The sequence below is a fragment of the Paracoccus sp. DMF genome, from assembly GCF_004407025.1.
GTDB lineage: Bacteria > Pseudomonadota > Alphaproteobacteria > Rhodobacterales > Rhodobacteraceae > Paracoccus > Paracoccus aminovorans_B.
Genome location: NZ_SOKV02000002.1, coordinates 132,976 through 158,125, shown reverse-complemented (window position 1 = coordinate 158,125; position 25,150 = coordinate 132,976). Strand labels below are relative to the sequence as shown.

General features: G+C 65.0%; 25 protein-coding genes. 7 read left to right on the top strand and 18 right to left on the bottom strand.

From position 1 onward, the window contains the following. Positions 1-107 precede the first annotated feature (107 nt). The 10 genes from fghA to rph form a co-directional block, all read right to left on the bottom strand. Complete coding sequence (gene fghA / locus E3D03_RS02005; RefSeq protein ID WP_263565579.1) at positions 108-947, bottom strand: S-formylglutathione hydrolase; 840 nt, start codon at positions 945-947, stop codon at positions 108-110. Beyond that, positions 944-1,456: a GNAT family N-acetyltransferase gene (locus E3D03_RS02000; protein ID WP_062561635.1), complete on the bottom strand. Its 513-nt coding sequence runs from the start codon at positions 1,454-1,456 to the stop codon at positions 944-946. The genes fghA and E3D03_RS02000 overlap by 4 nt, the downstream gene beginning before the upstream one ends. Beyond that, positions 1,453-2,085: an ATP-dependent Clp protease proteolytic subunit gene (locus tag E3D03_RS01995; protein WP_062561634.1), complete on the bottom strand. Its 633-nt coding sequence runs from the start codon at positions 2,083-2,085 to the stop codon at positions 1,453-1,455. Before E3D03_RS01995 ends, E3D03_RS02000 begins: the two co-directional genes overlap by 4 nt. Positions 2,086-2,160: 75 nt before the next feature. Continuing rightward, positions 2,161-3,288, bottom strand: coding sequence for an S-(hydroxymethyl)glutathione dehydrogenase/class III alcohol dehydrogenase (locus E3D03_RS01990; RefSeq protein ID WP_263565578.1), 1,128 nt, complete (start codon positions 3,286-3,288; stop codon positions 2,161-2,163). 113 nt (positions 3,289-3,401) lie between these two features. Beyond that, positions 3,402-3,986: an S-(hydroxymethyl)glutathione synthase gene (gene gfa, locus E3D03_RS01985; RefSeq protein WP_062561632.1), complete on the bottom strand. Its 585-nt coding sequence runs from the start codon at positions 3,984-3,986 to the stop codon at positions 3,402-3,404. A gap of 91 nt (positions 3,987-4,077) precedes the next feature. Next, positions 4,078-4,431, bottom strand: a complete 354-nt coding sequence (locus E3D03_RS01980) for a YbaN family protein (protein WP_017999011.1) — start codon at positions 4,429-4,431, stop codon at positions 4,078-4,080. Position 4,432: 1 nt separating this feature from the next. Further along, a complete protein-coding gene (gene hemW / locus E3D03_RS01975; RefSeq protein WP_263565577.1) occupies positions 4,433-5,626 on the bottom strand; it encodes a radical SAM family heme chaperone HemW in 1,194 nt (397 codons plus the stop codon). Beyond that, positions 5,623-5,997 carry a RidA family protein gene (locus E3D03_RS01970; protein ID WP_263565576.1) on the bottom strand — a complete coding sequence of 125 codons (375 nt, stop codon included), beginning with the start codon at positions 5,995-5,997 and terminating at the stop codon, positions 5,623-5,625. The genes hemW and E3D03_RS01970 overlap by 4 nt, the downstream gene beginning before the upstream one ends. Continuing rightward, positions 5,990-6,595, bottom strand: a complete 606-nt coding sequence (gene rdgB / locus E3D03_RS01965) for an RdgB/HAM1 family non-canonical purine NTP pyrophosphatase (protein ID WP_263565575.1) — start codon at positions 6,593-6,595, stop codon at positions 5,990-5,992. The genes E3D03_RS01970 and rdgB overlap by 8 nt, the downstream gene beginning before the upstream one ends. Then, positions 6,592-7,305 (bottom strand): ribonuclease PH, encoded by a 714-nt coding sequence (gene rph / locus E3D03_RS01960; RefSeq protein ID WP_263565574.1) that lies wholly within the window; start codon positions 7,303-7,305, stop codon positions 6,592-6,594. Before rph ends, rdgB begins: the two co-directional genes overlap by 4 nt. Before the next feature lie 83 nt (positions 7,306-7,388). Here rph and hrcA point away from each other — a divergent pair, with 83 nt between their 5' ends. Continuing rightward, positions 7,389-8,444, top strand: coding sequence for a heat-inducible transcriptional repressor HrcA (gene hrcA, locus E3D03_RS01955; RefSeq protein WP_263565573.1), 1,056 nt, complete (start codon positions 7,389-7,391; stop codon positions 8,442-8,444). Between the two features lie 5 nt (positions 8,445-8,449). After that, positions 8,450-8,992, top strand: coding sequence for a nucleotide exchange factor GrpE (locus E3D03_RS01950; RefSeq protein WP_263565572.1), 543 nt, complete (start codon positions 8,450-8,452; stop codon positions 8,990-8,992). 84 nt (positions 8,993-9,076) lie between these two features. Here E3D03_RS01950 and E3D03_RS01945 read toward each other — a convergent pair whose 3' ends face one another. The 8 genes from E3D03_RS01945 to E3D03_RS01910 all read right to left on the bottom strand — a co-directional run bounded on the left by E3D03_RS01945 (position 9,077) and on the right by E3D03_RS01910 (position 17,722). After that, on the bottom strand, positions 9,077-9,952 hold the full coding sequence (locus E3D03_RS01945; protein ID WP_263565571.1) for a ParB/RepB/Spo0J family partition protein: 876 nt from the start codon (positions 9,950-9,952) through the stop codon (positions 9,077-9,079). Positions 9,953-9,960: 8 nt separating this feature from the next. Beyond that, positions 9,961-10,737: a ParA family protein gene (locus tag E3D03_RS01940; RefSeq protein WP_062561625.1), complete on the bottom strand. Its 777-nt coding sequence runs from the start codon at positions 10,735-10,737 to the stop codon at positions 9,961-9,963. Beyond that, positions 10,730-11,311 (bottom strand): 16S rRNA (guanine(527)-N(7))-methyltransferase RsmG, encoded by a 582-nt coding sequence (rsmG, locus tag E3D03_RS01935; RefSeq protein ID WP_263565570.1) that lies wholly within the window; start codon positions 11,309-11,311, stop codon positions 10,730-10,732. Before rsmG ends, E3D03_RS01940 begins: the two co-directional genes overlap by 8 nt. Further along, positions 11,308-13,167, bottom strand: coding sequence for a tRNA uridine-5-carboxymethylaminomethyl(34) synthesis enzyme MnmG (gene mnmG / locus E3D03_RS01930; protein ID WP_263565569.1), 1,860 nt, complete (start codon positions 13,165-13,167; stop codon positions 11,308-11,310). Before mnmG ends, rsmG begins: the two co-directional genes overlap by 4 nt. 8 nt (positions 13,168-13,175) lie before the next feature. Then, entirely contained in the window at positions 13,176-14,432 is a 1,257-nt protein-coding gene (gene mnmE / locus E3D03_RS01925) for a tRNA uridine-5-carboxymethylaminomethyl(34) synthesis GTPase MnmE (RefSeq protein ID WP_263565568.1), read from the bottom strand. 16 nt (positions 14,433-14,448) lie between these two features. Beyond that, positions 14,449-15,720: a transcription termination factor Rho gene (rho, locus tag E3D03_RS01920; RefSeq protein WP_062561621.1), complete on the bottom strand. Its 1,272-nt coding sequence runs from the start codon at positions 15,718-15,720 to the stop codon at positions 14,449-14,451. A gap of 122 nt (positions 15,721-15,842) precedes the next feature. Further along, entirely contained in the window at positions 15,843-16,289 is a 447-nt protein-coding gene (locus E3D03_RS01915; RefSeq protein ID WP_263565567.1) for a CopD family protein, read from the bottom strand. A gap of 410 nt (positions 16,290-16,699) precedes the next feature. Continuing rightward, entirely contained in the window at positions 16,700-17,722 is a 1,023-nt protein-coding gene (locus E3D03_RS01910; RefSeq protein WP_263565566.1) for a TAXI family TRAP transporter solute-binding subunit, read from the bottom strand. Positions 17,723-17,936: 214 nt separating this feature from the next. On the opposite strand from E3D03_RS01910, the gene E3D03_RS01905 reads away from it, so the two are divergent. The 5 genes from E3D03_RS01905 (at position 17,937) to E3D03_RS01885 (ending at position 25,127) form a co-directional block, all read left to right on the top strand. Further along, positions 17,937-19,175 (top strand): aromatic ring-hydroxylating oxygenase subunit alpha, encoded by a 1,239-nt coding sequence (locus tag E3D03_RS01905; protein ID WP_263565565.1) that lies wholly within the window; start codon positions 17,937-17,939, stop codon positions 19,173-19,175. Continuing rightward, complete coding sequence (locus E3D03_RS01900) at positions 19,175-20,251, top strand: hybrid-cluster NAD(P)-dependent oxidoreductase (protein WP_263565564.1); 1,077 nt, start codon at positions 19,175-19,177, stop codon at positions 20,249-20,251. Before E3D03_RS01905 ends, E3D03_RS01900 begins: the two co-directional genes overlap by 1 nt. A gap of 126 nt (positions 20,252-20,377) precedes the next feature. Beyond that, entirely contained in the window at positions 20,378-23,461 is a 3,084-nt protein-coding gene (gene fdnG, locus E3D03_RS01895) for a formate dehydrogenase-N subunit alpha (protein WP_263565563.1), read from the top strand. Continuing rightward, a complete protein-coding gene (fdxH, locus tag E3D03_RS01890; protein WP_318013683.1) occupies positions 23,458-24,441 on the top strand; it encodes a formate dehydrogenase subunit beta in 984 nt (327 codons plus the stop codon). The genes fdnG and fdxH overlap by 4 nt, the downstream gene beginning before the upstream one ends. After that, positions 24,441-25,127 carry a formate dehydrogenase subunit gamma gene (locus E3D03_RS01885; protein WP_411969780.1) on the top strand — a complete coding sequence of 229 codons (687 nt, stop codon included), beginning with the start codon at positions 24,441-24,443 and terminating at the stop codon, positions 25,125-25,127. The genes fdxH and E3D03_RS01885 overlap by 1 nt, the downstream gene beginning before the upstream one ends. The last annotated feature ends 23 nt before the right edge of the window (positions 25,128-25,150 follow it).

Here is a 25,150-nt window from a genome sequence, read left to right as displayed (position 1 = left end):
ACCCGACCGGGTTCACGTCAACGCGAGCGGTCGGGTCGCCAGACCAAAGTATTAGGGAAATTCGGCAATAAGTATGGGATCTATCGCCCGAATTTCCCGAGGCCCGATCAGCCCAGCCGCTCGGCATGCCAGCGGATGTGGTCGCCCATGAAGGTCTGCACGAAGAAATAGCTGTGATCATAGCCTTCCTGCATGCGGAACGCGCCGGGCTGGCGGCGCTCGATCATGGCATGGGCCAGGGATTCGGGCTTGAGCAGGTCCAGGAACTGGTCGCTGGCGCCCTGGTCGATCAGCACCTCGCCGGGATAGCCGCGCTCGCGCATCAGCAGGGTCGAATCGTGCCGGGCCCAGGCGGCCTTGTCCTGGCCCAGATAGGCCGTGAACTGCTTCCTGCCCCAGTCGCTTTCCGAGGGGTTCGCGATCGGCGAGAAGGCCGAGACCGAGCGATAACGCTCGGGGAAGGTCATGGCGATGGTCAGCGCGCCGTGGCCGCCCATGGAATGGCCGGTGATGCCCTGCGCGTCGCGGTCCAGCGCGAAATTGTCGAAGACCAACTCGGGCAGTTCGTGGGTGACATAGTGCCACATGCGGAAATGCGGCGCCCAGGGCTCTTGCGTGGCATCGACATAGAAGCCGGCGCCCTGGCCCAGGTCATAGGCCTCGTCGTTGGCGACGCCCTCGCCGCGCGGCGAGGTGTCGGGAAAGATCACCGCGATGCCGTATTCCGCGGCCCATTCCTGCGCCCCGGCCTTGGTCATCGCATTCTCATGCGTGCAGGTCAGGCCCGACAGATACCACAGCACCGGCACGCGGCCGTGTTCGGCCTGCGGCGGCAGATAGATGGCGAAGGTCATGTCGGTGCCCGTGGCCTGCGACTTGTGGCGATAGACGCCCTGCGTGCCGCCGAAGCTGCGGTTCTCGGAAACGGTCTCGTAAGCCAGGGTCATGGCTGTCCTCCTGTCAGGTCGTGGAACATGACCAGCGCATCGACATAGCCATGTTGCGGATGAAGAAACGCGCCCGGCAGGCGGCCGACAATATCGAAACCGGCCTTTTGCCACGAATGAACGGCATCGGCATTGGTCGCGACGACGAAATTGAACTGCATGGCCCGGAAGCCCTGCGCCCGCGCCCAGTCCTTGGCGTGGGTGACCAGCGCGCGGGCGATGCCGCGGCCGCGCGCGTCCGGATGGGTGGCGAAACTGGCATTGGCGACATGGGCCGCCGGACCGGGCCGGTTGCGGCCGACATGGCTGGTGCCCAGCACCCGCCCGTCCGCTTCGGCCACGAAGGCGGTGAAGGGCGCGGCGAACCAGTCCGCCAGCGCCTCGTCCCGGGTGATGTCGGGCGGGATGCAATAGGTCTCGCCCGCGCGATAGACCGGCTCCAGGATCCGCCAGATCGCCTCGTGGTCCTCGGGCGTGGCGGGACGGATCGCGGTCCCGCCGCCGGTCATTCCAGCTCGTCCACCGAGCGGATCACCTTGCCGAGCAGCCCGTAGTCCAGCGCCTCCTGCGTGTTCAGCCAGAAATCGCGCTGGGTGTCCTTCTCGATGCGCTCGATCGGCTGGCCGGTCGCCTCGGCAAAGATCTGGTTCAGGCGGTCGCGCATCAGCCGGACCTGCTCGGCCTGGATCATCATGTCCGAGGACGTGCCGCCGATCCCGCCCGAGGGCTGGTGGATCAGGAAGCGGGTGTTCGGCAGGCAGAAGCGGTTTTCCTTCTTCGCCGCGACGAAGATCAGCGCGCCGGCGCTGGCGACCCAGCCCGAGCCGATGGTGCGCACCGTCGGGCGGATGAACTTGATCACGTCATGGATCATGTCGCCCGATTCGACATGGCCGCCGGGCGAGCTGATCAGCATGTTGATCGGCTTGTCGCTGTCCTCGGCCAGGGCCAGCAGATGCGCCACGGTGCGCTGCGCCAGCTTGTCGTTGATCGGCCCGGCGACGATCACCGTGCGCGACTTGAAATACAGCTTGCCGATCTTGTCGCCTTCCGGCAGGCCCAGCCCTTCGTCCTTCTGGCCTTCTTGCGGGCGCTCGTCGTCGTCGTCATCGTCGTCCAGATGGAAGTGCTGTGCCATGATTGGTCCTTTCATGTTGACGGCGGGCACGGTCGCCCGCCCCCGCCGTCCTTTTACCTAAGCAGCCGTTACGGATCAGTAAAGGACGACCGCGCGGATCGACTCGCCCGAGTGCATCAGGTCGAAGCCCTTGTTGATGTCGTCGAGCTTCAGGGTGTGGGTGATCATCGGGTCGATCTGGATCTTGCCGTCCATGTACCAGTCGACGATCTTCGGCACGTCGGTCCGGCCGCGCGCACCGCCGAAGGCCGAGCCCTTCCAGACCCGGCCGGTGACCAGCTGGAACGGGCGGGTGCTGATCTCGGCCCCGGCCGGCGCCACGCCGATCACGATGGACTGGCCCCAGCCGCGGTGGGTGCATTCCAGCGCCTGGCGCATGACATTGACATTGCCGGTGCAGTCGAAGCTGTAGTCGGCGCCGCCGATCTGGTCGAAGGGCGTCTTGGTCAGGTTGACGATCTCCTGCACCACGTTGTCGCAGTTCTTCGGGTTGATGAAATGGGTCATGCCGAATTTCTCGGCCATGTCCTTTTTCCCGTCGTTCAGGTCGACGCCGATGATCATGTCGGCACCGGCCAGGCGCAGGCCCTGGATCACGTTCAGGCCGATGCCGCCCAGGCCAAAGACCACCGCCTTGGCGCCGATCTCCACCTTGGCGGTATAGATCACCGCGCCGATGCCGGTGGTCACGCCGCAGCCGATGTAGCAGATCTTGTCGAAGGGCGCGTCCTCGCGCACCTTGGCCACCGCTATTTCCGGCAGCACGGTATAGTTCGAGAAGGTCGAGCAGCCCATGTAGTGATGGATCGGCGTGCCGTCGAGCATGCTGAAGCGGCTGGTGCCGTCGGGCATCAGGCCCTGGCCTTGGGTATTGCGGATCGCGGTGCAGAGGTTGGTCTTGCGCGACAGGCAGGACGGGCACTGGCGGCATTCCGGGGTATAGAGCGGGATCACATGGTCGCCCGGCTTCACCGTGGTCACGCCGGGGCCGACCTCGACCACCACGCCGGCACCCTCATGGCCCAGGATCGAGGGGAACAGCCCCTCGGGGTCCGCGCCCGAGCGGGTGAAATCGTCGGTGTGGCAGATGCCGGTGGCCTTGATCTCGACCAGAACCTCGCCGGCCTTGGGGCCTTCCAGGTTGACCTCCATGACCTCCAGCGGCTTCCCGGCCTCAAGGGCGACGGCGGCGCGTGTTCTCATGACTTGCTCTCCTTGCGTATGGCCGGGATGGGCCCAGGTCTTTCTTCGGGTCTTCTCATGGCATTGGGGCCGGCGGACCGGCCCCGAAGCTGTTTCCTGTCAGGCGGGGCCGGTCAAGCCGGCAATGCGCCCGAACGCTTGGCGATATGCGTCGCGATGGCATCCATCAAGGGCGGCGACAGCGCGTCATAGGGCTCCAGCCCCAGTTCGCGCAGCCGGGCACGGATGCCGTCCATGCGCGAGGGATCGACGCCCGATTCGATCACCGAGCTGACGAAGGCCGCGAATTGCGGCTCGGCCCAGCCGTCCTGATCCGAGAGCTCGGTATGGACGAAGTCGAGGCCATAGAACGGATGGTCCTTGTTCTCGATCCGGCCATACATGTGGACGCCGCAATCCTTGCAGCGATAGCGCTGGATCGGCGCGTCCTTGTTGACGATTTCCAGCTTTTCCGCGCCCGAGACCACCTCGATGGCGTCGCGGCCAACCACGGCGACCTGCGAGAAGATCGCGCCGTCCGGCTTCCAGCACTTGGTGCAGCCGCAGACGTGGTTATGCGCGGTCTGGGCGTTCACCTTGACCCGCACCGGATTGCTGGCACATTTGCAGTGCAGCTCTCCGCCCGAAAAGCCGGGCTTTGCCGGTTTGATGCCGTTGTCGACGGCCGGATGAATCTTCACCCCGGATGTGTCTGCCATGGTCCCCTCCTCCGATGAACCTTCTTCAGCGGCAGGTTGGCGCCGGGGCGGTTTTGCGGCAAGTGGGCAAAAGGTTGTAATCCCCGGCGGCTTACGGCTCGGGCCGCGTCACCAGCCAGGCGCCGACGGCGGTGCAGCACAGCGCCTGCACCGCGATCAGCCGCGGGTCGAGTCCCAGCCACAGCGCCCAGCCGACGCCGCAGGCCATGGCGGCGACGGCCCAGATCTTGGCGCGCCGGCCGATGGTGCCGTTCTTGCGCCAGGCGCGGATCTGCGGGCCGAAGGTCGGGTTGCGCATGATGCGCGCGCTGATCCGGGGCGAGGATTGCGCAAAGGCCCAGACCGCGATCAGCAGGAAGGGCACCGTCGGCATGACCGGCAGGAAGGCCCCGATCACCCCCACGGTCAGGGACAGCCAGCCCAGGGCAAGCAACAGGAAACGCATCTTACTCCGCCAGTTCGCGCAGGATACCATTCAGGACGGGGCGGCCGGTCGCCGTCGCGGCCAGCCGGTCGCCCCGATGGGTAACGAGACCGAGCCCGATCAGATCCGCAAGCTGCCGCTGCGGCAGCCGCGCGCCATGGGCGAGATAGCGCGGGATCTCCATCCCCTCGGCCAGCCGCATCGCCATCAGCAGGTATTCGACGGCCCGGTCGGACAGCGTCAACACATCGCGCAGGCTGTCGCCATTGCCGCGCGCTTCCACCGCCGCCAGCCATTCGCCCGGTGCCCGATGCGCCTCGGTCGCCCAGCGGCCATTGCCCAGCGTCAGGCGGCCATGCGCGCCCGGCCCCACCGCCGCCCAGTCGCCCTGGCGCCAATAGACCAGATTGTGCCGGCTTTCGGCACCCGGCCGGGCGTGGTTCGAGATCTCATAGGCCGGCATCCCCGCCGCGGCGCAGATCTCCTGCGTGTCGAGATACATGTCGGCGGAAAGATCGTCGTCCGGCAGGCCCTTGAGCCCGCCCCTGGCGTGGCGGGCGCCGAAGGCGGTGCCGGGCTCGATGGTCAGCTGATAGGCCGAGAGGTGATCGACCGCCATGGCCAGCGCCTGCGCCAGTTCGCGGCGCCAATGCGCGCGGTCCTGATCCTGGCGGGCATAGATCAGGTCGAAGCTGACCCGCGCAAAGCAGTCGCGGGCAATGTCGAAGGCGGCGCGGGCCTCGGCCACCGAATGCATCCGGCCGAGCCGGCGCAGGTCGTCGTCGTTCAGCGCCTGCACGCCCATCGAGACCCGGTTCACCCCGGCGTCGGCATAGGCGCGGAAGCGGCCGGTCTCGACGCTGGTTGGGTTCGCCTCCAGCGTGATCTCGATGTCATTGGCGAAGGGCCAGGCGGCGCGGGCGGCCTCGATCACGCCGGCCACGGTCTCGGGCGCCATCAGACTGGGCGTGCCGCCGCCGAAGAAGATGCTGTTCAGCACCCGGCCCGGGGTCTCCCGGCCCAGCCGGGCGATCTCGGCGCGATAGGCAGCCAGCCAGCGGCTTTGGTCGATGCTGGCCGTAACATGGCTGTTGAAGTCGCAATAGGGGCATTTCGCGGCGCAGAAGGGCCAATGGACGTAAAGCGCAAACCCCCCTGCCCGCCAATCGTCGGTGAGGTTCGGGTCCGTGGCGAGGGCTGCGGCCGTGGCGGTCATTCCCGGTATGCGGTGACTTCGATCTCGATCTTCATTTCGGGCTTGATGAGCCCCGCGACAACCATGGCCGCGGCCGGTAACGCATGTTTCATCGCCTCGCCCAAGACCGGCACCACCTCGTCCAGGAAGGCGGTGTCGGTGATGGTGTATTGCACGCGCACGATGTCCTCGGGCACGAAACCGGCCTCGGCCAGGGTAGCGAAGATGGTGGCAAAGGCGTTGCGGGCCTGTTCGGCCGGGCTGTCGGGCATCGCCATGGCGGCATAGTCGTAGCCCGTGGTGCCCGAGACGAAGCACCACGGACCCTTCACCACCGCGCGGCTGTAGCCGAAGGCGGTCTCGAAGGGCGAACCGGTCGAGATCCTACGCAAAAGCCGCCTCCAGCTTGCGGAAGGCGTCGGCGCGATGGCTGATGCGGTTCTTTTCCTCGGCCGGCATCTCGGCAAAGGTGCGGTCGTGGCCGTCGGGGACGAAGATCGGGTCATAGCCGTGGCCGTGCGGACCGCGCGGCGGCCAGACCAGATGGCCGGGGGCGATGCCCTCGAAGATCTCCTCATGCCCGTCCGGCCACAGCAGGATCAGCGTGGCGCGGAACTGCGCGGTGCGCGGTTCGGGGACGTTGCGTTCGTCCAGCTCGCGCCAGGTGCGGGTCATGGCCTGCAGGAAGTCGCGGCCATTCGGGGTTTCCGCCCAATCGGCGGTATAGACGCCGGGCGCGCCGTCGAGGCCATCGACGGTGATGCCGCTGTCATCGGCCAGCACCGGCAGCCCGGTCGCCTGCATGGCGGCGCGGGCCTTGATGCGGGCATTGCCGATGAAGCTGGTTTCGGTCTCGGCCGGCTCGGGCAGGCCCAGCTCGCCGGCGCTGGTGACCGCAATGCCATGCGGCGCCATCATGGCGCGGATTTCGTCCAGCTTGCCGGCATTGTGGGTGGCGACCAGCAGCTTCTTTTCCGTGAAGGCCCTCATGCCACCGCGGCCTTTTGCGCATCGACCAGCGCGGCGATGCCGGCTTCGGCCAGGTCGAGCAGCTGGTTCATCTCGGGGCGCGAGAAGGTGGCGCCCTCGGCCGACATCTGCACCTCGATCAGCCGGCCGGCGCCGGTCAGGATGAAGTTGCCGTCGGTGCCGGCCTCGCTGTCCTCGGCATAGTCCAGGTCCAGGATCGGCTGGCCGGCATAGATGCCGCAGGACACCGCCGCGACATGGTCCAGGATCGGGTCGGTGGTGATGATATTGGCCTTCAACAGCCGGTTCACCGCCAGCCGCAGCGCCACCCAGCCGCCGGTGATCGAGGCGCAGCGCGTGCCGCCATCGGCCTGGATCACGTCGCAGTCGATGACGATCTGCCGCTCGCCCAGGGCGCGTCGGTCGACGCCGGCGCGTAGAGCGCGGCCGATCAGGCGCTGGATTTCCTGGGTGCGGCCGGATTGCTTGCCCGAGGCGGCCTCGCGCCGGTTGCGGCTGTTGGTAGCGCGCGGCAGCATGCCGTATTCGGCCGTGACCCAGCCCTGCCCCGAGCCTTTCAGGAAGGGCGGCGCCTTTTCCTCGATCGTGGCCGAGCACAGCACCTTGGTATCGCCGCAAGAGATCAGGCAGGAGCCCTCGGCGTGCCGCATCACCCCGGTTTCGATTGAAATTGGTCGCATATCACTTAAATTCCGGCCAGAGGGGCGCATCCGTCATTCCTTTCGGGGGTTTTGCTGCTCAAATACAGGCCAGAGCCCCCCAACCGCAACCCGAGAACGCCCGATCGCCGCCGATGCCAGAAACCGCCCTGCTTTCCGACCTGAACGACCGCTCGCGCGAGGTGTTTCGCCGCGTGGTCGAATCCTATCTGGCCACCGGCGAGCCGGTCGGCTCGCGCACCCTGACCCGCGACATGACCGAAAAGGTCAGCGCCGCGACGATCCGCAACGTGATGCAGGATCTGGAATATCTGGGCCTTCTGGACCATCCGCATGTCTCGGCCGGGCGCATGCCGACGCAGCTGGGGCTGCGGCTGTTCGTGGACGGGTTGATGGAGGCCGGCCCCGTCTCGACCACCGACCGCGAGATGATCGAGGAAACCTTGGGCCAGGACAGCGGCGACACCGGCGCCATGCTGGACCGGGTCAGCACGGCACTGTCGGCGCTGACGCATGGCGCCTCGCTGGTGCTGATGCCGAAGCAAGAGGCGCCGGTGCGCCATATCGAATTCGTCAGCCTGGCGCCGGACCGCGCGCTGGTGGTGCTGGTCTTTGCCGACGGCCGGGTCGAGAACCGGGTCTTTACCCCCCCGCCCGGCCATACCGCCAGCTCGATGCGCGAGGCGGCGAATTTCCTGAACGCCGTCGCCGAGGGCCGCACGCTGGCCGACCTGCGCCGCGGCATCGCCCAGGAAATCGAGGCGAGCCGGCAGAAGCTGGATCTGATCGCGGCGCAGATGATCGCGCATGGGTTGGCGATGTGGGACGGCGACGGGTCGGACGCGCGGCTGATCGTGCGCGGCCGCGCCAACCTGCTGGAGGACGAGGCGGTGGACCTGGACCGGGTGCGCTCGCTGTTCGACGACCTGGAACGCAAGCGCGACATCGCCGAATTCCTGGAACTGGCCGAACATGGCGAGGGGGTGCGGATTTTCATCGGCTCCGAGAACAAGCTTTTTTCACTTTCCGGTTCCTCTCTGGTGGTTTCGCCCTATATGAATGCTGACCGAAAAATTGTCGGTGCGGTCGGCGTTATCGGGCCCACGCGGCTGAACTATGGCCGGATCGTGCCGATCGTCGATTACACTGCGCAGCTTGTCGGCCGGATGATCTCTGGCCGGAAAGGATGAAGGACATGACCAAGGACAACCCGAACGGCAGCCCGCTGGACGAGGATTTCGTTGACCCGCTGAGCGATGAGGTGCCCTCGCCCGATGTCGAGGCGCTGGTGGCCGAACGGGACGAATATCGCGACCGTTTCATGCGCGCGCTGGCCGATGCCGAAAACGCCCGCAAACGCGCCGACAAGGAGCGCCGCGATGCCGAGCAATATGGCGGCTCGCGCCTGGCCCGCGACCTGCTGCCGGTGCATGACGCGCTGAGCCGCGCCTTGGACGCCGCCGGCGACGAGCAACGCGCCGCCGCTGCCGCGCTGATCGAGGGCGTCGAACTGACGCTGCGCGAGTTGAACAACGTTTTTGCCAAGCACGGCATCCATGTCGTCACCCCGGCCGTGGGCGACAAATTCGACCCGCAGCAGCACGAAGCGATGTTCGAGGCGCCGGTGCCCGGCACGGTGGCGGGCAGCATCATCCAGGTCATGGACAACGGTTTCATGCTGCATGATCGGCTGCTGAGGCCGGCCAAGGTCGGGGTCAGCTCGACCCCAGCAAGCTGAGATCGCTGAAACAGGAAAACCCCGGATTTCTCCGGGGTTTTTTGTTATCTTGTATTGGCTTGGCGCTGAAATACAAAATGTGGTTCAGTTGCCGGCCAGCACCTGACACAGACGATCCAGCTGATCCAGGTCGCGATAGGTGATGACCAATTGCCCGCCCTCGCTGCCGGCATGATTGATCGCCACCTTCATCTTGAGATGCGCGGAAAGATCGCCCTCGAGTGCGCGGGTATCCGCGTCCTTTTCCGGCTTGGCCGCTTTGGGCTTCGCGGTGGTGCCCTCGGCCTGGCGGCGAACGAGTTCCTCGGTCTCGCGCACCGAGAGGTTCTTCTCGATCACCTTGCGCGCCAGTTCGACCGCATTCGGCGCGGTGATCAGGGCGCGGGCGTGGCCCGCAGTCAGTTTGCCCTCCTTGAGCCAGGCCTGCACCTGCTCGGGCAGGTTCAGCAAACGCAGCAGGTTGGCGATGTGGCTGCGGCTCTTGTTCAGCGCTTCGCCCAGCTTTTCCTGCGTGTGGCCGAAACGATCCATGAGCTGGCGATAAGAGGCCGCCTCCTCGATCGCATTCAGGTCGGCGCGCTGGATATTCTCGACGATCGCCACCTCCAGCACCTCGGTATCGCTGAAGTCGCGCACGATGGCCGGAACCTCGTGCAACTGGGCGATCTGGGCGGCACGCCAACGCCGCTCTCCGGCGACGATCTGGTAAAGGCCCTGATCGGTCGGATGCGGCCGCACGATCAAGGGCTGCAACATGCCCCGCGCCTTGAGCGAATCCGCCAGCTCCTGCAGGGCTTCCGGCGCAAAGCTGCGGCGCGGCTGGTCGGGATTGGGTGTCAGCTGCTCGACCGGAATCACCTGCCGCGGCGCCGGGCGTTCCGAGGGGATCAGATCGACATCGGCCATCAGCGCCGACAGGCCGCGACCAAGCCCGCGCTTTTCCAGTTTATGATCGGACATGATCCCCCCTAGGCCGTGGCGAGTTGACGAGACAGAAATTCCTTGGCGAGCTCGCGATAGGCGGCGCTGCCCTTGGAATGCGGATCGTATTGCAGCACCGGCATGGCATGCGACGGCGCCTCGGACAGGCGCACGTTCCGCGGAATGACGGTCCTGTAGACCAGGCCGGACAGCGTGCTGCGGGCGTCCGCCTCGACCTGCTGCGAGAGGTTGTTGCGACTGTCCGACATGGTCAACAAGATGCCCTCGATCCGCAGATCGGGATTGGCGGCTTGCCTGACTTCGCGCACGGTCATCAGCAGCTGCGATAGACCCTCCAATGCGTAGAACTCGGCCTGCAGGGGCACCAAAACGCTGTCGGCGGCCACCATGGCGTTCACGGTCAGCAGACCCAGCGCCGGCGGGCAATCGATGAGAATATAATCGAATCCAGTGGCTTGCGACAATTTCCGGCGCAAGAGCTGGGTGCGGCCCGGGCGGCTGGACAGCTGGAAATCGGCCGAGGCGAGATCATGATTCGACGGCACGATGCGCAGATTGTTGATATCCGTGTCCTGCAGCGTCTGCGCCAGGTCCTGCTCGCCGGAAAGCAGATCATAGGCATTGGTCTGGCGCTCTTCCAACGGAACGCCAAGACCGGTCGAGGCATTTCCTTGCGGGTCAAGATCGATGATAATCACCCGTTGGCCCTGCTCGGCCAAAGCAGCCCCCAGATTGATCGCGGTAGTGGTCTTGCCGACCCCACCCTTCTGGTTTGCCACCGCGACGATGCGAGCTTCAGACATGGCGGATTCCCGTGATCTCCAGAATGGCAGCATCTGGATCGGTGCTGCTTTGATGCGCCTTCATGTCGAAACTCCAGACTTTGCGAGCTTCAGCGACTTCTTTCTGCCAATTCCGGCCCTTCATCAGCCAAGCCGTCCCCTCTGGTGAAAGATGCCGATCCACATATGCCATGAGCTGGGGCAACGGGGCAAGCGCCCGCGCGCTGATATTCTCGGCATTCTGCCTGTCGGCCATTTCGATGCGCCGACAGATCACGTCAGTATTCTGAAGCGCCAGCTCTCGAATCGAGTTGCGCAAAAATGCCGCTTTTCGCTGATCGCTTTCAAGCAGCCGCACTGGAATCTGGGGATGTGCAATGGCAATGACCAAGCCTGGCAGGCCGCCACCGGACCCGAGATCCAGCCATAGGCCGGGCGTCGGCTGCGCAAGACGCGCAAGCTGAAGCGCATCGGCGATGTGCCTGGATTCGAGCTGATCCACTGTGCTCGGCGCGATAAGATTGATTGCCGGGTTCCACTTTCTGAGCAGTCCCGCGAACGCCTCCAGGCGCTCTGTTTCACGTGAAACAATCATGCACTGCGCCGCTGCCCAGCCCGAATCAGGGCGAGGATGAGCGTCAAGGCGGCCGGCGTCATCCCCTCGATTTGTCCTGCTGCCGCCAAGGTTTGCGGGCGGAAACGTTGCAGCTTCGCCTTGAGCTCGTTGGAAAGCCCGGAAACCGCGGCGTAATCAAAGCTGTCGGGGATGCGTATAGCCTCTTCCTTGCGAAGCATCTCTGCGTCCCGCTCCTGCCGCTGCGTATATTGCTGATACAGCGCGTCAGTGGCCAATTGGACGAGAATACCCCGGTCCGCCTGCGCAAGCTGCTCATCCAGCTGCAAAACTTGCTCTGCGGAGAATTCCTGCTGGGCGAGCAAGGCAAACACGCTGCGCCGGACTCCATCATGCCGGACGTCCAAGCCAAATCGTGCCAATTCGGTGGGTGTGAAGCTGACCGCTTCGGCGCGGGCACGCGCCGCAGAATATCGCCGCATCTTATCGGTGAAGGCTTCGCGTCGAACGTGTCCAACACATCCGATTTCCAGTCCCAACGGCGTCAGGCGCTGGTCGGCATTGTCCGCGCGCAGGGAAAGCCGGAACTCGGCGCGGGACGTAAACATGCGATAGGGTTCGCTGACCCCGCGTGTCACCAGATCGTCGATCATGACGCCGATGTAGCTTTGTGAACGGCTGAAGACTTGGGCCGGCCGGCCTTGCGCACGCAGAGCCGCATTCAACCCGGCGACCAACCCCTGCGCCGCGGCTTCCTCATATCCCGTCGTGCCGTTGATCTGTCCTGCCAGGAACAGGCCGGCCAACGATTTGACTTGCAAAGTCGGCGTCAAGGCGCGGGGGTCGACGTAATCATATTCGACCGCGTAGCCGGGTTGCGCGATGACTGCCTCTTCTAGCCCCCGAATGGAACGGACATAAGCCAGCTGGACTTCCTCTGGCAACGAGGTCGAGATCCCGTTGGGATAGACGAGATCACTGTCCAAACCCTCAGGCTCCAGGAAAATCTGGTGAGACTCCTTGTCGGCGAAGCGAACGACCTTATCCTCGATCGAAGGGCAATAGCGCGGCCCGACCCCGTCGATACGACCGCCATACATCGCGGAGCGGCCTAGATTATCCTGTATAATCCGATGCGTCGTGGCGTTGGTATGCGTAATCGAGCAACTGATCTGCCTCACCTGCGGGCCGCTGTTCAAATAGGAGAATACGACCGGCTCTTCATCGCCAGGCTGCTGGTCGAGGATATCCCAGTCGATGCTGCGCCGTTCAAGCCTTGGTGGCGTGCCAGTCTTCAGGCGCCCCAAGGGCAAATTCAACGGACCAAGCGAGGCGGCAAGGGATTGCGAAGCCGGATCGCCCCAGCGGCCTGCTTGGCGCGTGACATCTCCGATATGGATAAGCCCATTCAGGAATGTTCCCGTCGTCAGCACCACTTGCTGCGCGGCGAGCTCTCTGCCATCGCTCAGCCGGACACCGTGGATCTTGCCGTTCTCGTGCAGCAGCTCGGCCGCCTCGCCCGGGACAAAGGCAAGATTGGGCTGCGAGAGCACGGTTGCTTGGGCAGCGGAACGGTAGAGTTGGCGATCCGCCTGGGCGCGCGGCCCTTGGACAGCCGGCCCCTTGCGTCGGTTCAGCAAGCGAAACTGGATTCCGGCAGCATCAGCGAGTCGGCCCATGACGCCGTCCAGCGCGTCCACTTCGCGCACCAGATGACCTTTGCCCAGACCGCCGATCGCCGGATTGCAAGACATGGTGCCAAGATCTTCCAGGCGCAGCGTAACCAGCGCTGTTTCCGCGCCCATGCGCGCCGAAGCCATGGCAGCTTCGACTCCGGCATGGCCGCCGCCAATCACTACAACATCGAATTGTTTCACGTGAAACCCTACTTTCCGATGCAGAACGAGCTGAAAATCTCGTCCAGATATTCTTCCGCGCCAATCCGGCCGATCATCGCCGCCAGAGCTTGAATGGCTTGCCGAAGCGATTCGGCAACAAACTCAGGCGATCGCATGGGCAGCTGAAGCGCATCATGAGCACGCTCCAGCGCCTCCGCCTGACGCTTGTGGCTGATCAGGCCGGAATCGGCCGCCCGGATTCGCAACCGATCATAGACTAGGTCGAGAAGTTCTGCGACCCCCTGCCCGGTAGCCGCAGAGACTGACAGCCCCTCGGCTTGTGAAAGATCGCTCTTGGAACGCACCACAATGTCGTCCGGCCCCCAAGGTTCGCTCGGCATTCCTTCCGGCGAAAGATGGATGCGCAGGTCCGCAGCCTCGGCGCGGGCTCTGGCGCGGGAAATTCCCATGGCCTCGATGACATCCTGGCTTTCGCGAAGCCCCGCGGTATCCAGAAATGTGACCGGCAGGCCACGAAGGTCGGTGCGCAGTTCAAGAATATCGCGCGTCGTTCCGGCAATATCCGAAACCAGCGCGACGTCTCTCTGCCCGATCCGGTTGAGCAGCGTCGATTTTCCGGCATTCGGAGGGCCGATGATCGCCACTTCATAGCCCTGCCGCAAGCGCTCGGTTGCGGGATAGCGAGCCAGCATGTGTCGGATTTCCGCCTGGACCGCTTCGACGATCTGAAACACCTCGCCGGGTATTTCGTCGGGAACTTCCTCATCGGCAAAGTCGATGCTGGCCTCGACCAGGGCGCCGGCGCGGATCAGGCTGGCTCGCAGGCTATCCGCCTTTTCGCTCAACTCGCCCTCGGTGGCGCGCATGGCCAAGCGGCGTTGTGCCTCAGTTTCGGCGGAAAGCAGGTCCGCCAGGCCTTCGGCCTCGGCCAGATCCATCCGCCCGTTCAGGAAGGCCCGCCGGGTGAACTCGCCCGGGTCAGCGCGCCGGAGGCCGCGTTGCAGCAGGGCCTCGGTCAATCGGCTTGCAATGACCGGCGCGCCATGCAGATGCAGTTCCGCCACTTCTTCGCCGGTGAAGCTGTGACCCTCGGCAAACCAGATCACCAGGGCGCGATCGATCAAATCGTCGCCATCCCGCAACGGCCGCAAAACGGCCAGGCGCGGTTGCGCCAGCGGACCGGCAAGCGATTCCACCGCAGACCGCGCCTGCGGACCGCTCAGACGAACAACGGAAACGCCCCCCCGGCCGGGAGGCGTTGCCTCGGCAAAGATCGTGTCCACCGCATCCTCCGCGCCGTCAGGCGTTCATCGAATCGAAGAATTCGCCGTTGGTCTTGGTCTGCTTCAGCTTCGAGATCAGGAACTCGATCGCATCCGTGGTGCCCATCGGGTTCAGGATGCGGCGCAGCAGGTAAGTCTTCTGCAAGTCCTTGGAATCGACCAGGAGTTCCTCTTTCCGGGTGCCGGATTTCAGGATGTCCATGGCGGGGAACACGCGCTTGTCGGCCACCTTGCGGTCCAGCACGATCTCGCTGTTGCCGGTGCCCTTGAATTCCTCGAAGATCACCTCGTCCATGCGCGAGCCGGTGTCGATCAGCGCCGTGGCGATGATAGTCAGCGAGCCGCCCTCCTCGATATTCCGCGCCGCACCGAAGAACCGCTTCGGGCGCTGCAAGGCGTTGGCGTCGACACCACCGGTCAGAACCTTGCCCGAGCTGGGCACAACGGTATTGAAGGCCCTACCAAGTCTTGTGATCGAATCCAGCAAGATCACCACATCTCGCTTGTGTTCGACCAACCGCTTGGCCTTTTCGATCACCATCTCGGACACGGCGACGTGCCGGCTGGCCGGTTCGTCGAAGGTCGAGGAAACCACCTCGCCCTTGACCGAGCGCTGCATGTCGGTCACTTCTTCCGGCCGCTCGTCGATCAGCAGCACGATCAGGTAGCATTCGGGATGATTGTTGGCGATCGAATGCGCGATGTTCTGCAGCAGCACGGTCTTGCCGGTGCGCGGCGGCGCCACGATCAGCGAGCGCTGGCCCTTGCCGATCGGCGCCACCAGGTCGATGATCCGGGCGGAGCGATCCTTGATCGTCGGATCCTCGATTTCCATCTTCAGCCGCTCGTTGGGATAAAGCGGCGTCAGGTTGTCGAAGGCGACCTTGTGGCGGGCCTTTTCCGGATCCTCGAAATTGATCCGCTCGACCTTGGTCAGCGCGAAGTAACGCTCGTTCTCGCCCGGCGCACGGATCACGCCCTCGACGGTGTCGCCGGTGCGCAGCGCATGCTGGCGGATCATGTCGGGGCTGACATAGATATCGTCGGGACCGGGCAGATAGTTCGCCTCGGTCGAGCGCAGGAAGCCGAAACCGTCCTGGACCACTTCCAGCACGCCGTCGCCGCCGATGTCGTAACCTTCCTCGGCATGCTCCTTGAGGATCGAGAACATCATCTCGCCCTTGCGCATGGTCGAGGCGTTCTCGATCTCCCACTCCTCGGCCATCGACAGCAGGTCGGCCGGGCTCTTGGCCTTGAGATCGGACAGGTTAAGACGTTCTTCGGTCATGTCTCGCCTATGCGCGCAAGTGCCGGGGTCGGACCGGGCCGCGCGAAAAACTGTGTCTGGAAAGATTCCGCCGGACGGCGGACAGGGCTCACATAGGCAGAAAGCGGCCGCGAGTCAATTCTTCAGAACTTCACGATCACCGAGAGCACGATCAGCGCCATCAGCAGCGTCGGCACTTCGTTCATCATCCGGTAGCGGCGCCCGTTCAGCCCGCGCCCGGACAGCAGCGCCTTGCGCTGCCCGGACAGCCACATGTGAAACCAGGTCATGCCCAGCACGCCGGCCGCCTTGGTCCAGGGCCAGACCATGCTCCAATCCACGATGCCGGGCGTCATGACCAGCGCCAGCCCGGCCAGCCAGCTGACCACCATCGCCGGGTTCATGATCATCCGCAGCAGCTTCTGCTCCATGATCGCAAAGGATTGCGCCGGCTCGGTGCCGTTCTGGCCGCGTTCGGCGTGATAGACGAAGAGCCTGGGCAGGTAGAACAGCCCGGCCATCCAGGAAATCACCGCCATGACATGCAGCGCCTTCACCCAAGGGTAAGCGAGGGACAGGAAATCGGTCATCGGGCACCTCCGAGGCCATCTCCTCTAACAAAAAAGAAAGAAGATAAAGAAAGATGATGATGTTGTTGGGCCTGTGGATGACGGGATTTCGCTGTTCCACGGCAGATCTCCCCAGCCGCAGCCGGTTGGGGAGAAAAATCCCGTTAACCATTCGTTAAGGAATTACCGAAGTGAAATCAGCATATTGTGACAAAGACCTCTGTGGATAAGTTTGTGAAAGATTTTCTTGTCCACAGGCTGTTGACGGCGATCCGGCGGGTTTTCGACATGGGGACAAACCCGTTTCGTTCACGCGGGCCGCGGCGGGGTCATGCACAGGCCGGCGCGGGCAGGCCGGATCTCCACAATCCATGCCGGGTGAGTCGTGGCAGCTTATCCACAGGGTTATGCCGAACGGCCCGCGCGAGCCTTTACTTCAGCAGGCCGGCTTCGCGGTAATAGCGCGCGGCGCCGGGATGCAGCGGGATGCCGATGCCTTGCAATGCACGATCGGGCGCGATGTCGCGCCCCCGGGCGTGGCCGGCGTCCAGCAGCCGGCGGCTGCGCGCGCTCCACAGCGCCCGGGTGATGTCGTGGATCAGCGCCTCGGGCTGGTCGGTCGAGGTGACCCATTGCGCGCCGACGCTGATCGTCGCGACATCGGCGTCCTGTCCGTCATAGGTGCCGGCCGGGATCGTGGCGCGGGCCAGGAAGCCGTGCTCGCCCATCAGCCCCTGGGCCAGCGCGCCGTCGATGGGCAGGATGCGGATCGGCTGCTGGCTGGCGAGTTCCGCGATGGCGCCGGCCGGATAGCCGCCGACGAAGAACAGCGCGTCAAGCTGGCCCTGCTGCATTGCCGCGCCGGCCTCGTCCAGCGTCAAATAGAGGGGCGAAATGTCCCGTTCGGACAGTCCGGCCCCGGCCAGGATGGCCCGGGCGTCGACCAGCGTGCCCGAGCCGGGCTCGTCCAGCGATACCCGCTTGCCGCGCAGGTCGGCGACCGATTCGATCTGCGCGCCGTCGCGCACGACCAGATGGATGGCCTCGGGGTAAAGATTGGCGATGGCGCGCAGCTTGTCGGCCTTGGGCCTGTCCTGCCAGATCCCGCCGCCGGAATAGGCCCAGGCGGCGACGTCGCCCTGGACGAAGCCCGATTCCAGCGCCCCGCCTTGCACCGCCTCGGCATTCGCCACCGATCCGGTCGAGGCCAGGGCCGAGGCGACCAGCCCCGGCACGCCGCATTCGCCCGGCTCGGCGCAGGCCCTTGCACCCGGTGGCGCCGAGATCGCCTGGGCCAGCAAGCCGCCGATGGGATAATAGGTGCCGGCCGTGCTGCCGGTGCCGATGCGAAAGAACGAAGGCCCCGGGTTGTCGGCCGCCTGCTGCGCCAGCGCATTGCCGGCCAGAAGCAGCGCCAGCGCGGCGACGATTCCCAACCCAGTCCTGCGCCGCATGGCCAGCCCTTTTCGCCCGGATCCCTGCGCCAAGCTTGCGCCGCGCCGGCGGGGCTGGCAACCCGGCCCGCTGCGGCTTTCGGCGGCCGCGCACGAAATCGCGCGCGGCGTGATCCGTTTGCGTCATCCATGCGTCGCATTTGAAGAGCGCTGGCGGCGAAAACGGGTGCATTCCTGAAAACAGCACGTCCCCCATAGCCAGCGGAATCAAGCCATGCTGAACACAGTCGAGATCCTGAACCAACTCGCCAACCGCCAGAAGAATTTCGCGCTGCCCCGCGATCTTTACTGCGACGAGGGCGTTTTCCAGACCGACCTCGCGCAGATCTGGTACAAGGAATGGCTGTTCGCCGTTCCGGCCTGCGAGATTCCCAAGACCGGCAACTATGCCACGATGCAGGTCGGCGCCTATCCGGTGCTGATCGTGCGCGGCGGCGACGGCAAGGTGCGGGCCTTCCACAACGTCTGCCGCCACCGCGGCCAGCGCCTGTGCTCCAAGCCGAACGGCTCGACCCCGAAACTGGTCTGCCCCTATCACCAGTGGACCTATGAGCTGGACGGCAAGCTGCTCTATGCCCGCGACATGGGCGACGATTTCGACGCCTCGAAATTCGGGCTGAAGCCGGTGCATTGCGTGGACCTGAACGGCATGGTCTTCATCTGCCTGGCCGAGGTGCCGCCCGCGATCGCCGACGTGGCCAAGCAGCTGATGTCCTACCTGGCGCCCAGTGCGCTGGCCGATGCCAAGGTGGCCCATTCCTCGACCATCATCGAGAACGGCAACTGGAAGCTGGTGATCGAGAACAACCGCGAATGCTATCATTGCGGCGGCTCGCACCCCTCGCTCTGCCGGACCTATTCCGACAACCCGAACATGACCGCGATGGAAGGCCCCGACAGCGCCAGCCCCGACATCCTGGCGCATTGGAAGCGCTGCGAAGAGGCCGGCCTGCCCTCGCGCTTCGTCAACCACCCCAAGATGCAATGGCGCCTGGCCCGCATCCCGCTGCTGAACAACGCCGAAAGCTACACCATGAGCACCAAGGCCGCGGTCGCAAAGCGCATGGGCAGCATGCCCTTCAACGACGCCGGCAGCCTGCTGTTCTTCCATTATCCGAACACCTGGAACCACTTCCTGGCCGACCACGCCATCGTCTTCCGCGTGCTGCCGATCAGCCCGACCGAAACCCAGGTCACCACGAACTGGCTGGTGCACAAGGACGCGGTCGAGGGCGTGGACTACAATATCGAGGATCTGACCACCGTCTGGATCAACACCAATGACGAGGATCGCCAGGTCGTCGAGGAAAACCAGAAGGGCATCCTGTCGCCGGCCTATGAGCCGGGCCCCTATTCCTCGATCCAGGAAGAGGGCGTGGTGCAGTTCATCGACTGGTATGCCGACACCATGATCGGCCGCCTGTCCCCCACCCCGGCGATGGCGGCGGAATAATGGCGGTCCTGGTCAAGGCATTCGGCGACCGGCCCTGGAAGGACGACGAGCCGCTGGAATGCGTGATGGTGGTGCCCGAATGCACGGACACCGCCACCTTCACCTTTCGCGCGCCCTCGGGGGCCTGGTTCGACTATCAGCCGGGGCAGTTCATCACGCTGGACCTGCCGGTGCCGGGCGGCAACGTCCAGCGCACCTATACCATCAGCTCCAGCCCGTCGCGGCCGCTGTCGATCTCGGTGACGGTCAAGGCCGGTCCCGACAGCATCGGCACCCGCTGGATGCTGGACCACCTGCGGCCGGGGATGCGGCTCAAGGCCTATGGGCCCAGCGGCATCTTCAGCTTCGTCAAGCACGAGGCGCCGAAATACCTGTTCATTTCGGCCGGATCCGGCATCACCCCGGTCATGTCGATGACGACCTGGGCCTGGGATTCGGGCGAGATGCCGGACATCGTCTTCGTCCACGCCGCCCGCACCCCCAGCGAGATCATCTTCCGCCAGCGCCTGGAAGGCATGGCCGACCGCGTGCCCGGCCTGCAGCTGCGCTTTACCGTCGAACAGAGCGACCCGTTCCGCACCTGGCACGGCTACAGCGGCCGGCTGAACCAGATCATGCTGGGCCTGATGGCGCCCGACTATCTGGAACGCGAGGTGTTCTGCTGCGGCCCCGAGCCCTTCATGCAGGCGGTGCGCGACATGCTGATCGCGCTCGGCTTCGACATGGACCATTACCATCAGGAAAGTTTCGGCGCCCCGATCCGCACCGAATCCGATGCCCCGGTGCTGGACGACGTGGTGCTGGACGATGCCGCCGGCGCGCAGATCACCTTTGCCGCCTCGGGCATCACCGCGAAATGCGCCGAGACCGACACGGTGCTGGCGGTGGCCAAGGCGAACGGGCTGAACATCCCCTCGGGCTGCACCTTCGGCCTGTGCGGCACCTGCAAGATCAGGAAGACCTCGGGCGAGGTGCATATGGTCCACAACGGCGGCATCACCGACGACGACATCGAGGCAGGCTATATCCTGGCCTGCTGCTCGCATCCCATGGGCGCCATCGCCGTCGAAGTCTGAGCTTGGCGTGTGTCGTCCAAGGCGCGCCCCACTGGGGCGTGCCTTCGGTGCTTGCGCTTGACAGCACTACCATACCGCGCAATCCTGACCCTGTACCTATCTCTACGACAGGCAAAGGAGGGCGCGATGAACATCGACCTCTCGCGGCGTGGCTTTCTGAAGCTGGCCGGCGCGGGTGTCGCGGCAACCTCGCTGGGAGCCATGGGCTTTGGCGAGGCAGAGGCGGCGGAGCAGGCGCATGTGCGTGCCTTCAAGCTGGCCTCGATGACCGAGACGCGCAACACCTGCACCTATTGCTCGGTCGCCTGCGGCATCCTGATCTATTCCAAGGGCGACGTGGCGGCCGGCGAAAACGCCGTCATCACCCATATCGAGGGCGATGCCGACCACCCGACCAACCGCGGCACGCTATGCCCGAAAGGCGCGGCGCTGAAGGACATCGTCCATTCCGAGACCCGCCTGACCGCGCCCCGCATCCGCCGCCCCGGCGCCGCCGGCTTCGAGGAGATCAGCTGGGACGAGGCGCTGGACAAGATCGCCCGCGCGCTGAAGGACGATCGCGACGCCAACATGGTGCTGACCAACGACCTTGGCGTGCCGGTGAACCGCTGGACCACCACGGGCTTCCTGGCCGCCTCGGCCACCACGAACGAGACCGCATGGCTGACCTACAAGACGGTGCGCGCCATGGGGATCGTCGGATTCGACAACCAGGCGCGCGTCTGACACGGCCCCACGGTGTCCAGTTTGGGCCCGACATTTGGCCGCGGAGCGATGACCAACCCCTGGACCGACATCAAGAACACCGACCTGGTGATCGTGATGGGCGGGAATGCTGCCGAAGCCCATCCCTGCGGCTTCAAATGGGTGACCGAAGCCAAGGCGCGGCGCGGCGCCAAGCTGATCGTCGTGGACCCACGGTTCACGCGCACGGCATCCGTATCCGATTATTACGCCCCGATCCGGCCCGGCTCGGACATCACCTTCCTGATGGCGCTCATCAACTGGATGATCCAGAACGACAGGGTCCAATGGGACTATGTCAGGAACTTCACCAACGCGCCCTTCATCGTGAAGGACGAGTTCGGCTGGAGCGACGGGCTGTTCTCGGGCTACGACCCTGAAAAGCGCGACTATGACAAGTCGAGCTGGGACTACGTCATCGGCGAGGACGGTTTCGCCCAGGTCGACATGACGCTGCAAAACCCGCGCTGCGTCTGGAACCTGCTGAAAGAGCATGTCTCGCGCTATACGCCCGAGCTGGTCGCGCAGGTCTGCGGCACGCCCAAGGACCGTTTCCTGCATATCGCGGAAATGATCGGCGAATGCGCGGCGCCCGACAAGGCCATGACCTCGATGTATGCGCTGGGCTGGACGCAGCATTCCAAGGGCGCGCAGAACATCCGCGGCATGGCGATGCTGCAGCTGGTGCTGGGCAATATCGGCGTGCGCGGCGGCGGCATGAACGCCTTGCGCGGGCATTCCAACATCCAGGGCCTGACCGATATCGGGCTGATGTCGAACCTGCTGCCCGGCTACATGAACATCCCGACCGAGGCGGAGCCGGACCTGGCGACCTATATGTCCAGCCGCACCTTCAAGCCGCTGCGGCCGGGCCAGACCAGCTATTGGCAGAACTACTCCAAATTCTTCGTCAGCTTCATGAAAGCGATGTGGGGCGATGCCGCCACGGCCCAGAACGAATGGGCCTATCACTGGCTGCCCAAGCTGGACGTGCCGACCTATGACGTGTTGCGCATGTTCGAGCTGATGAAGGCGGGCAAGGTCAACAACTACTTCTGCCAGGGCTTCAACCCGCTTCTGGCCTTCCCCGACCGCGGCAAGCTGACCGAGGCCTTCAGCAAGCTGAAGCTGCTGGTCGTCATGGACCCGCTGGAGACCGAGACCGCCCGCTTCTGGGAAAACCACGGCGAACACAACGACGTGGACACCGCCGCGATCCAGACCGAGGTGATCCAGCTGCCCACCACCTGCTTTGCCGAGGACGACGGCTCGCTGGTGAACTCGGGGCGCTGGCTGCAATGGCACTGGGCGGCGGGCACGCCGCCGGGCCAGTCGAAACGCGACACCTGGATCATGTCGCAGATCTTCCAGCGCGTCAGGACGCTTTACCAGGACGAGGGCGGCATCCTGCCCGAGCCGATCCTGAACCTGGCCTGGGACTATGCCAACCCCGAGGAACCAACGGCCGAGGAACTGGCGAAAGAGATGAACGGCCGGGCGCTTGCCGATGTCCACGATCTCAAGGACACCGCCAAGCTGCTGACCCCGGCGGGCAAGCTTCTGGCGAACTTCAGCCAGTATCGCGACGACGGCTCGACCATGGGCGCCTGCTGGATCTTCTCGGGCTCCTGGACGGAAGAGGGCAACATGATGGCCCGGCGCGACAACGCCGACCCCGACGACGTCGGCCTGTTCCCGAACTGGACCTATGCCTGGCCGCTGAACCGGCGCATCCTCTACAACCGCGCCTCGGCCGATCTGCAGGGCAAGCCCTGGGACGCCAGCCGCAAGCTGATGGAATGGGACGGCGAGAAATGGGCCGGCTACGACGTGCCCGACATCGCCCCGACCTCGAAACCCGGCGAGGTCGGCCCCTTCATCATGAACCAGGAGGGCACCTCGCGGCTGTTCACCCGCGGCATGATGCGCGACGGGCCGTTCCCGACCCATATGGAGCCGTTCGAAAGCCCCATCGCCAACGTCTTCAACCCCGAGATGCGGGGCAATCCGGTGGCGCGGGTCTTCGTCGATGATGCCGAGCAATTCGCCACCAGCGACGAATTCCCCTTCGTCGCGACCTCCTACCGGCTGACCGAGCATTTCCACTACTGGACCAAGAACAACCGCATCAACGCGGCGCTCCAGCCCGAATTCTTCGTCGAGATCAGCGAGGAACTGGCGGCGCTGAAGGGCATCACCCGGGGCGGCTGGGTGCGGGTCTGGTCCAAGCGCGGCTCGGTCAAGGCCAAGGCGCTGGTGACGAAACGGCTGAAGCCGCTGCAATGCGGCGACAAGACCGTCTATGTCGTCGGCATCCCGCTGCATTGGGGCTTTGTCGGCGCGGCGCGCAAGGGCTGGGGGCCGAACAGCCTGACGCCCTTCGTCGGCGACGCCAATGTGGAAACGCCTGAATTCAAGGCGTTCCTCGTCAATATCGAACCGGCAACCGGGGAGGCGGTGTCATGACCACGGACCCCAAGCTTGACAGCCCGCGCACTGCGGTCGCCAATCCGCCGATCCAGCCCATGCCCACCAACCTGGGCGCGGGCGACGTCATCCGCGCCTCGGCCATGCCCGACCTCGCCCCGCCCACGCGCGAGCTGACGCCGGTGGCGAAGCTGATCGACGTCAGCAAATGCATCGGCTGCAAGGCCTGCCAGTCGGCCTGCGCCGAATGGAACGACACCCATCCCGAGATCGAGCACAATACCGGCGTCTATGAGAACCCCCACGACCTGACGCCCGAGATGTTCACGCTGATGCGGTTCTCGGAATACGACAACCCCGAGACCGGCGATCTCGAATGGCTGATCCGCAAGGACGGCTGCATGCATTGCGTCGATCCCGGCTGCCTCAAGGCCTGCCCGGCCCCGGGCGCCATCGTGCAATATTCGAACGGCATCGTCGATTTCATCCACGAGAACTGCATCGGCTGCGGCTATTGCGTGACCGGCTGCCCGTTCAACATTCCGCGCGTCAGCCAGAAGACCCATGTCAGCTACAAATGCACGCTCTGTTCCGACCGGGTGGCGGTGGGACAGGGGCCGGCCTGCGCCAAGGCCTGCCCGACCCAGGCCATCGTCTTCGGCCACAAGGAGGACATGATCGCCCATGCCGAAGAGCGCGTAGCCGACCTGAAGTCCCGCGGCTATGAGAACGCCGGCATCTACGACCCCGAGGGCGTCGGCGGCACGCATGTGTTCTATGTGCTGCACCACGCCGACAAGCCGGCGCTTTATTCCAACCTGCCCGAGAATCCGCGCATCTCGCCCGTGGTCGAGGGCTGGAAGGGCGTCACCAAGACGCTGGGCCTGGCGGCCATCGGCCTGGCCGCGGTCGGCTCGGTCCTGCACGGGCTCCTGGGTCGCGCCAATACCGTCAGCGCCGAGGACGAGCACGAGGCCGAGGAACTGGTCGATCCCAACCCCCCGCCCGAGAGGACATGATGGCAAAGCGCATCTTTTCCCAACCCGGCGATCATATCGAAACCACCGCCCCGGTGACGGTCAGCCGCTATCGCGGCTTTACCCGCGCCAATCACTGGGTCACCGCCGGCAGCCTGATCGTGCTGCTGCTGTCGGGCATGGCGCTGTTTCACCCGGCGCTTTACTTCCTGACCGGGCTTTTCGGCGGCGGCCAGGTGACACGCTGGCTGCACCCCTTCGTCGGCGTCCTGCTGTTCTTCAGCTTCTTCATCCTGTTCCTGCAGCTCTGGCGCCTGAACCTGCCGCGCGCCGAGGACGTGACCTGGGTCGAGAACATCGGCGACGTGCTCAAGGGCGACGAGGAAAAGCTGCCCGAGCTGGGCAAGTACAATGCCGGGCAGAAGTTCATCTTCTGGGCCATGTCGGCGCTGATCGTGGTGCTGATCGTCTCGGGCGTGATGGTGTGGGAGCAGTATTTCCCGCATCTGGTCTCGATCCCGGCGCGCCGCTGGGCCATGCTGGTGCATTCGCTGGCGGCGGTGGCGATCATCCTGACCTTCATCCTGCACGTCTATGCGGCGTTCTGGACCCGCGGCACGCTGCGCGCCATGACGCGCGGCACCGTCACCGGCGGCTGGGCCTGGAAGCACCACCGCAAATGGCTGCGGGAACTGGCTGGACGCGAGCGGCGCGGCCCGGCAGAGTAGGGCCAGCCCGGCCGTCCCGGCCC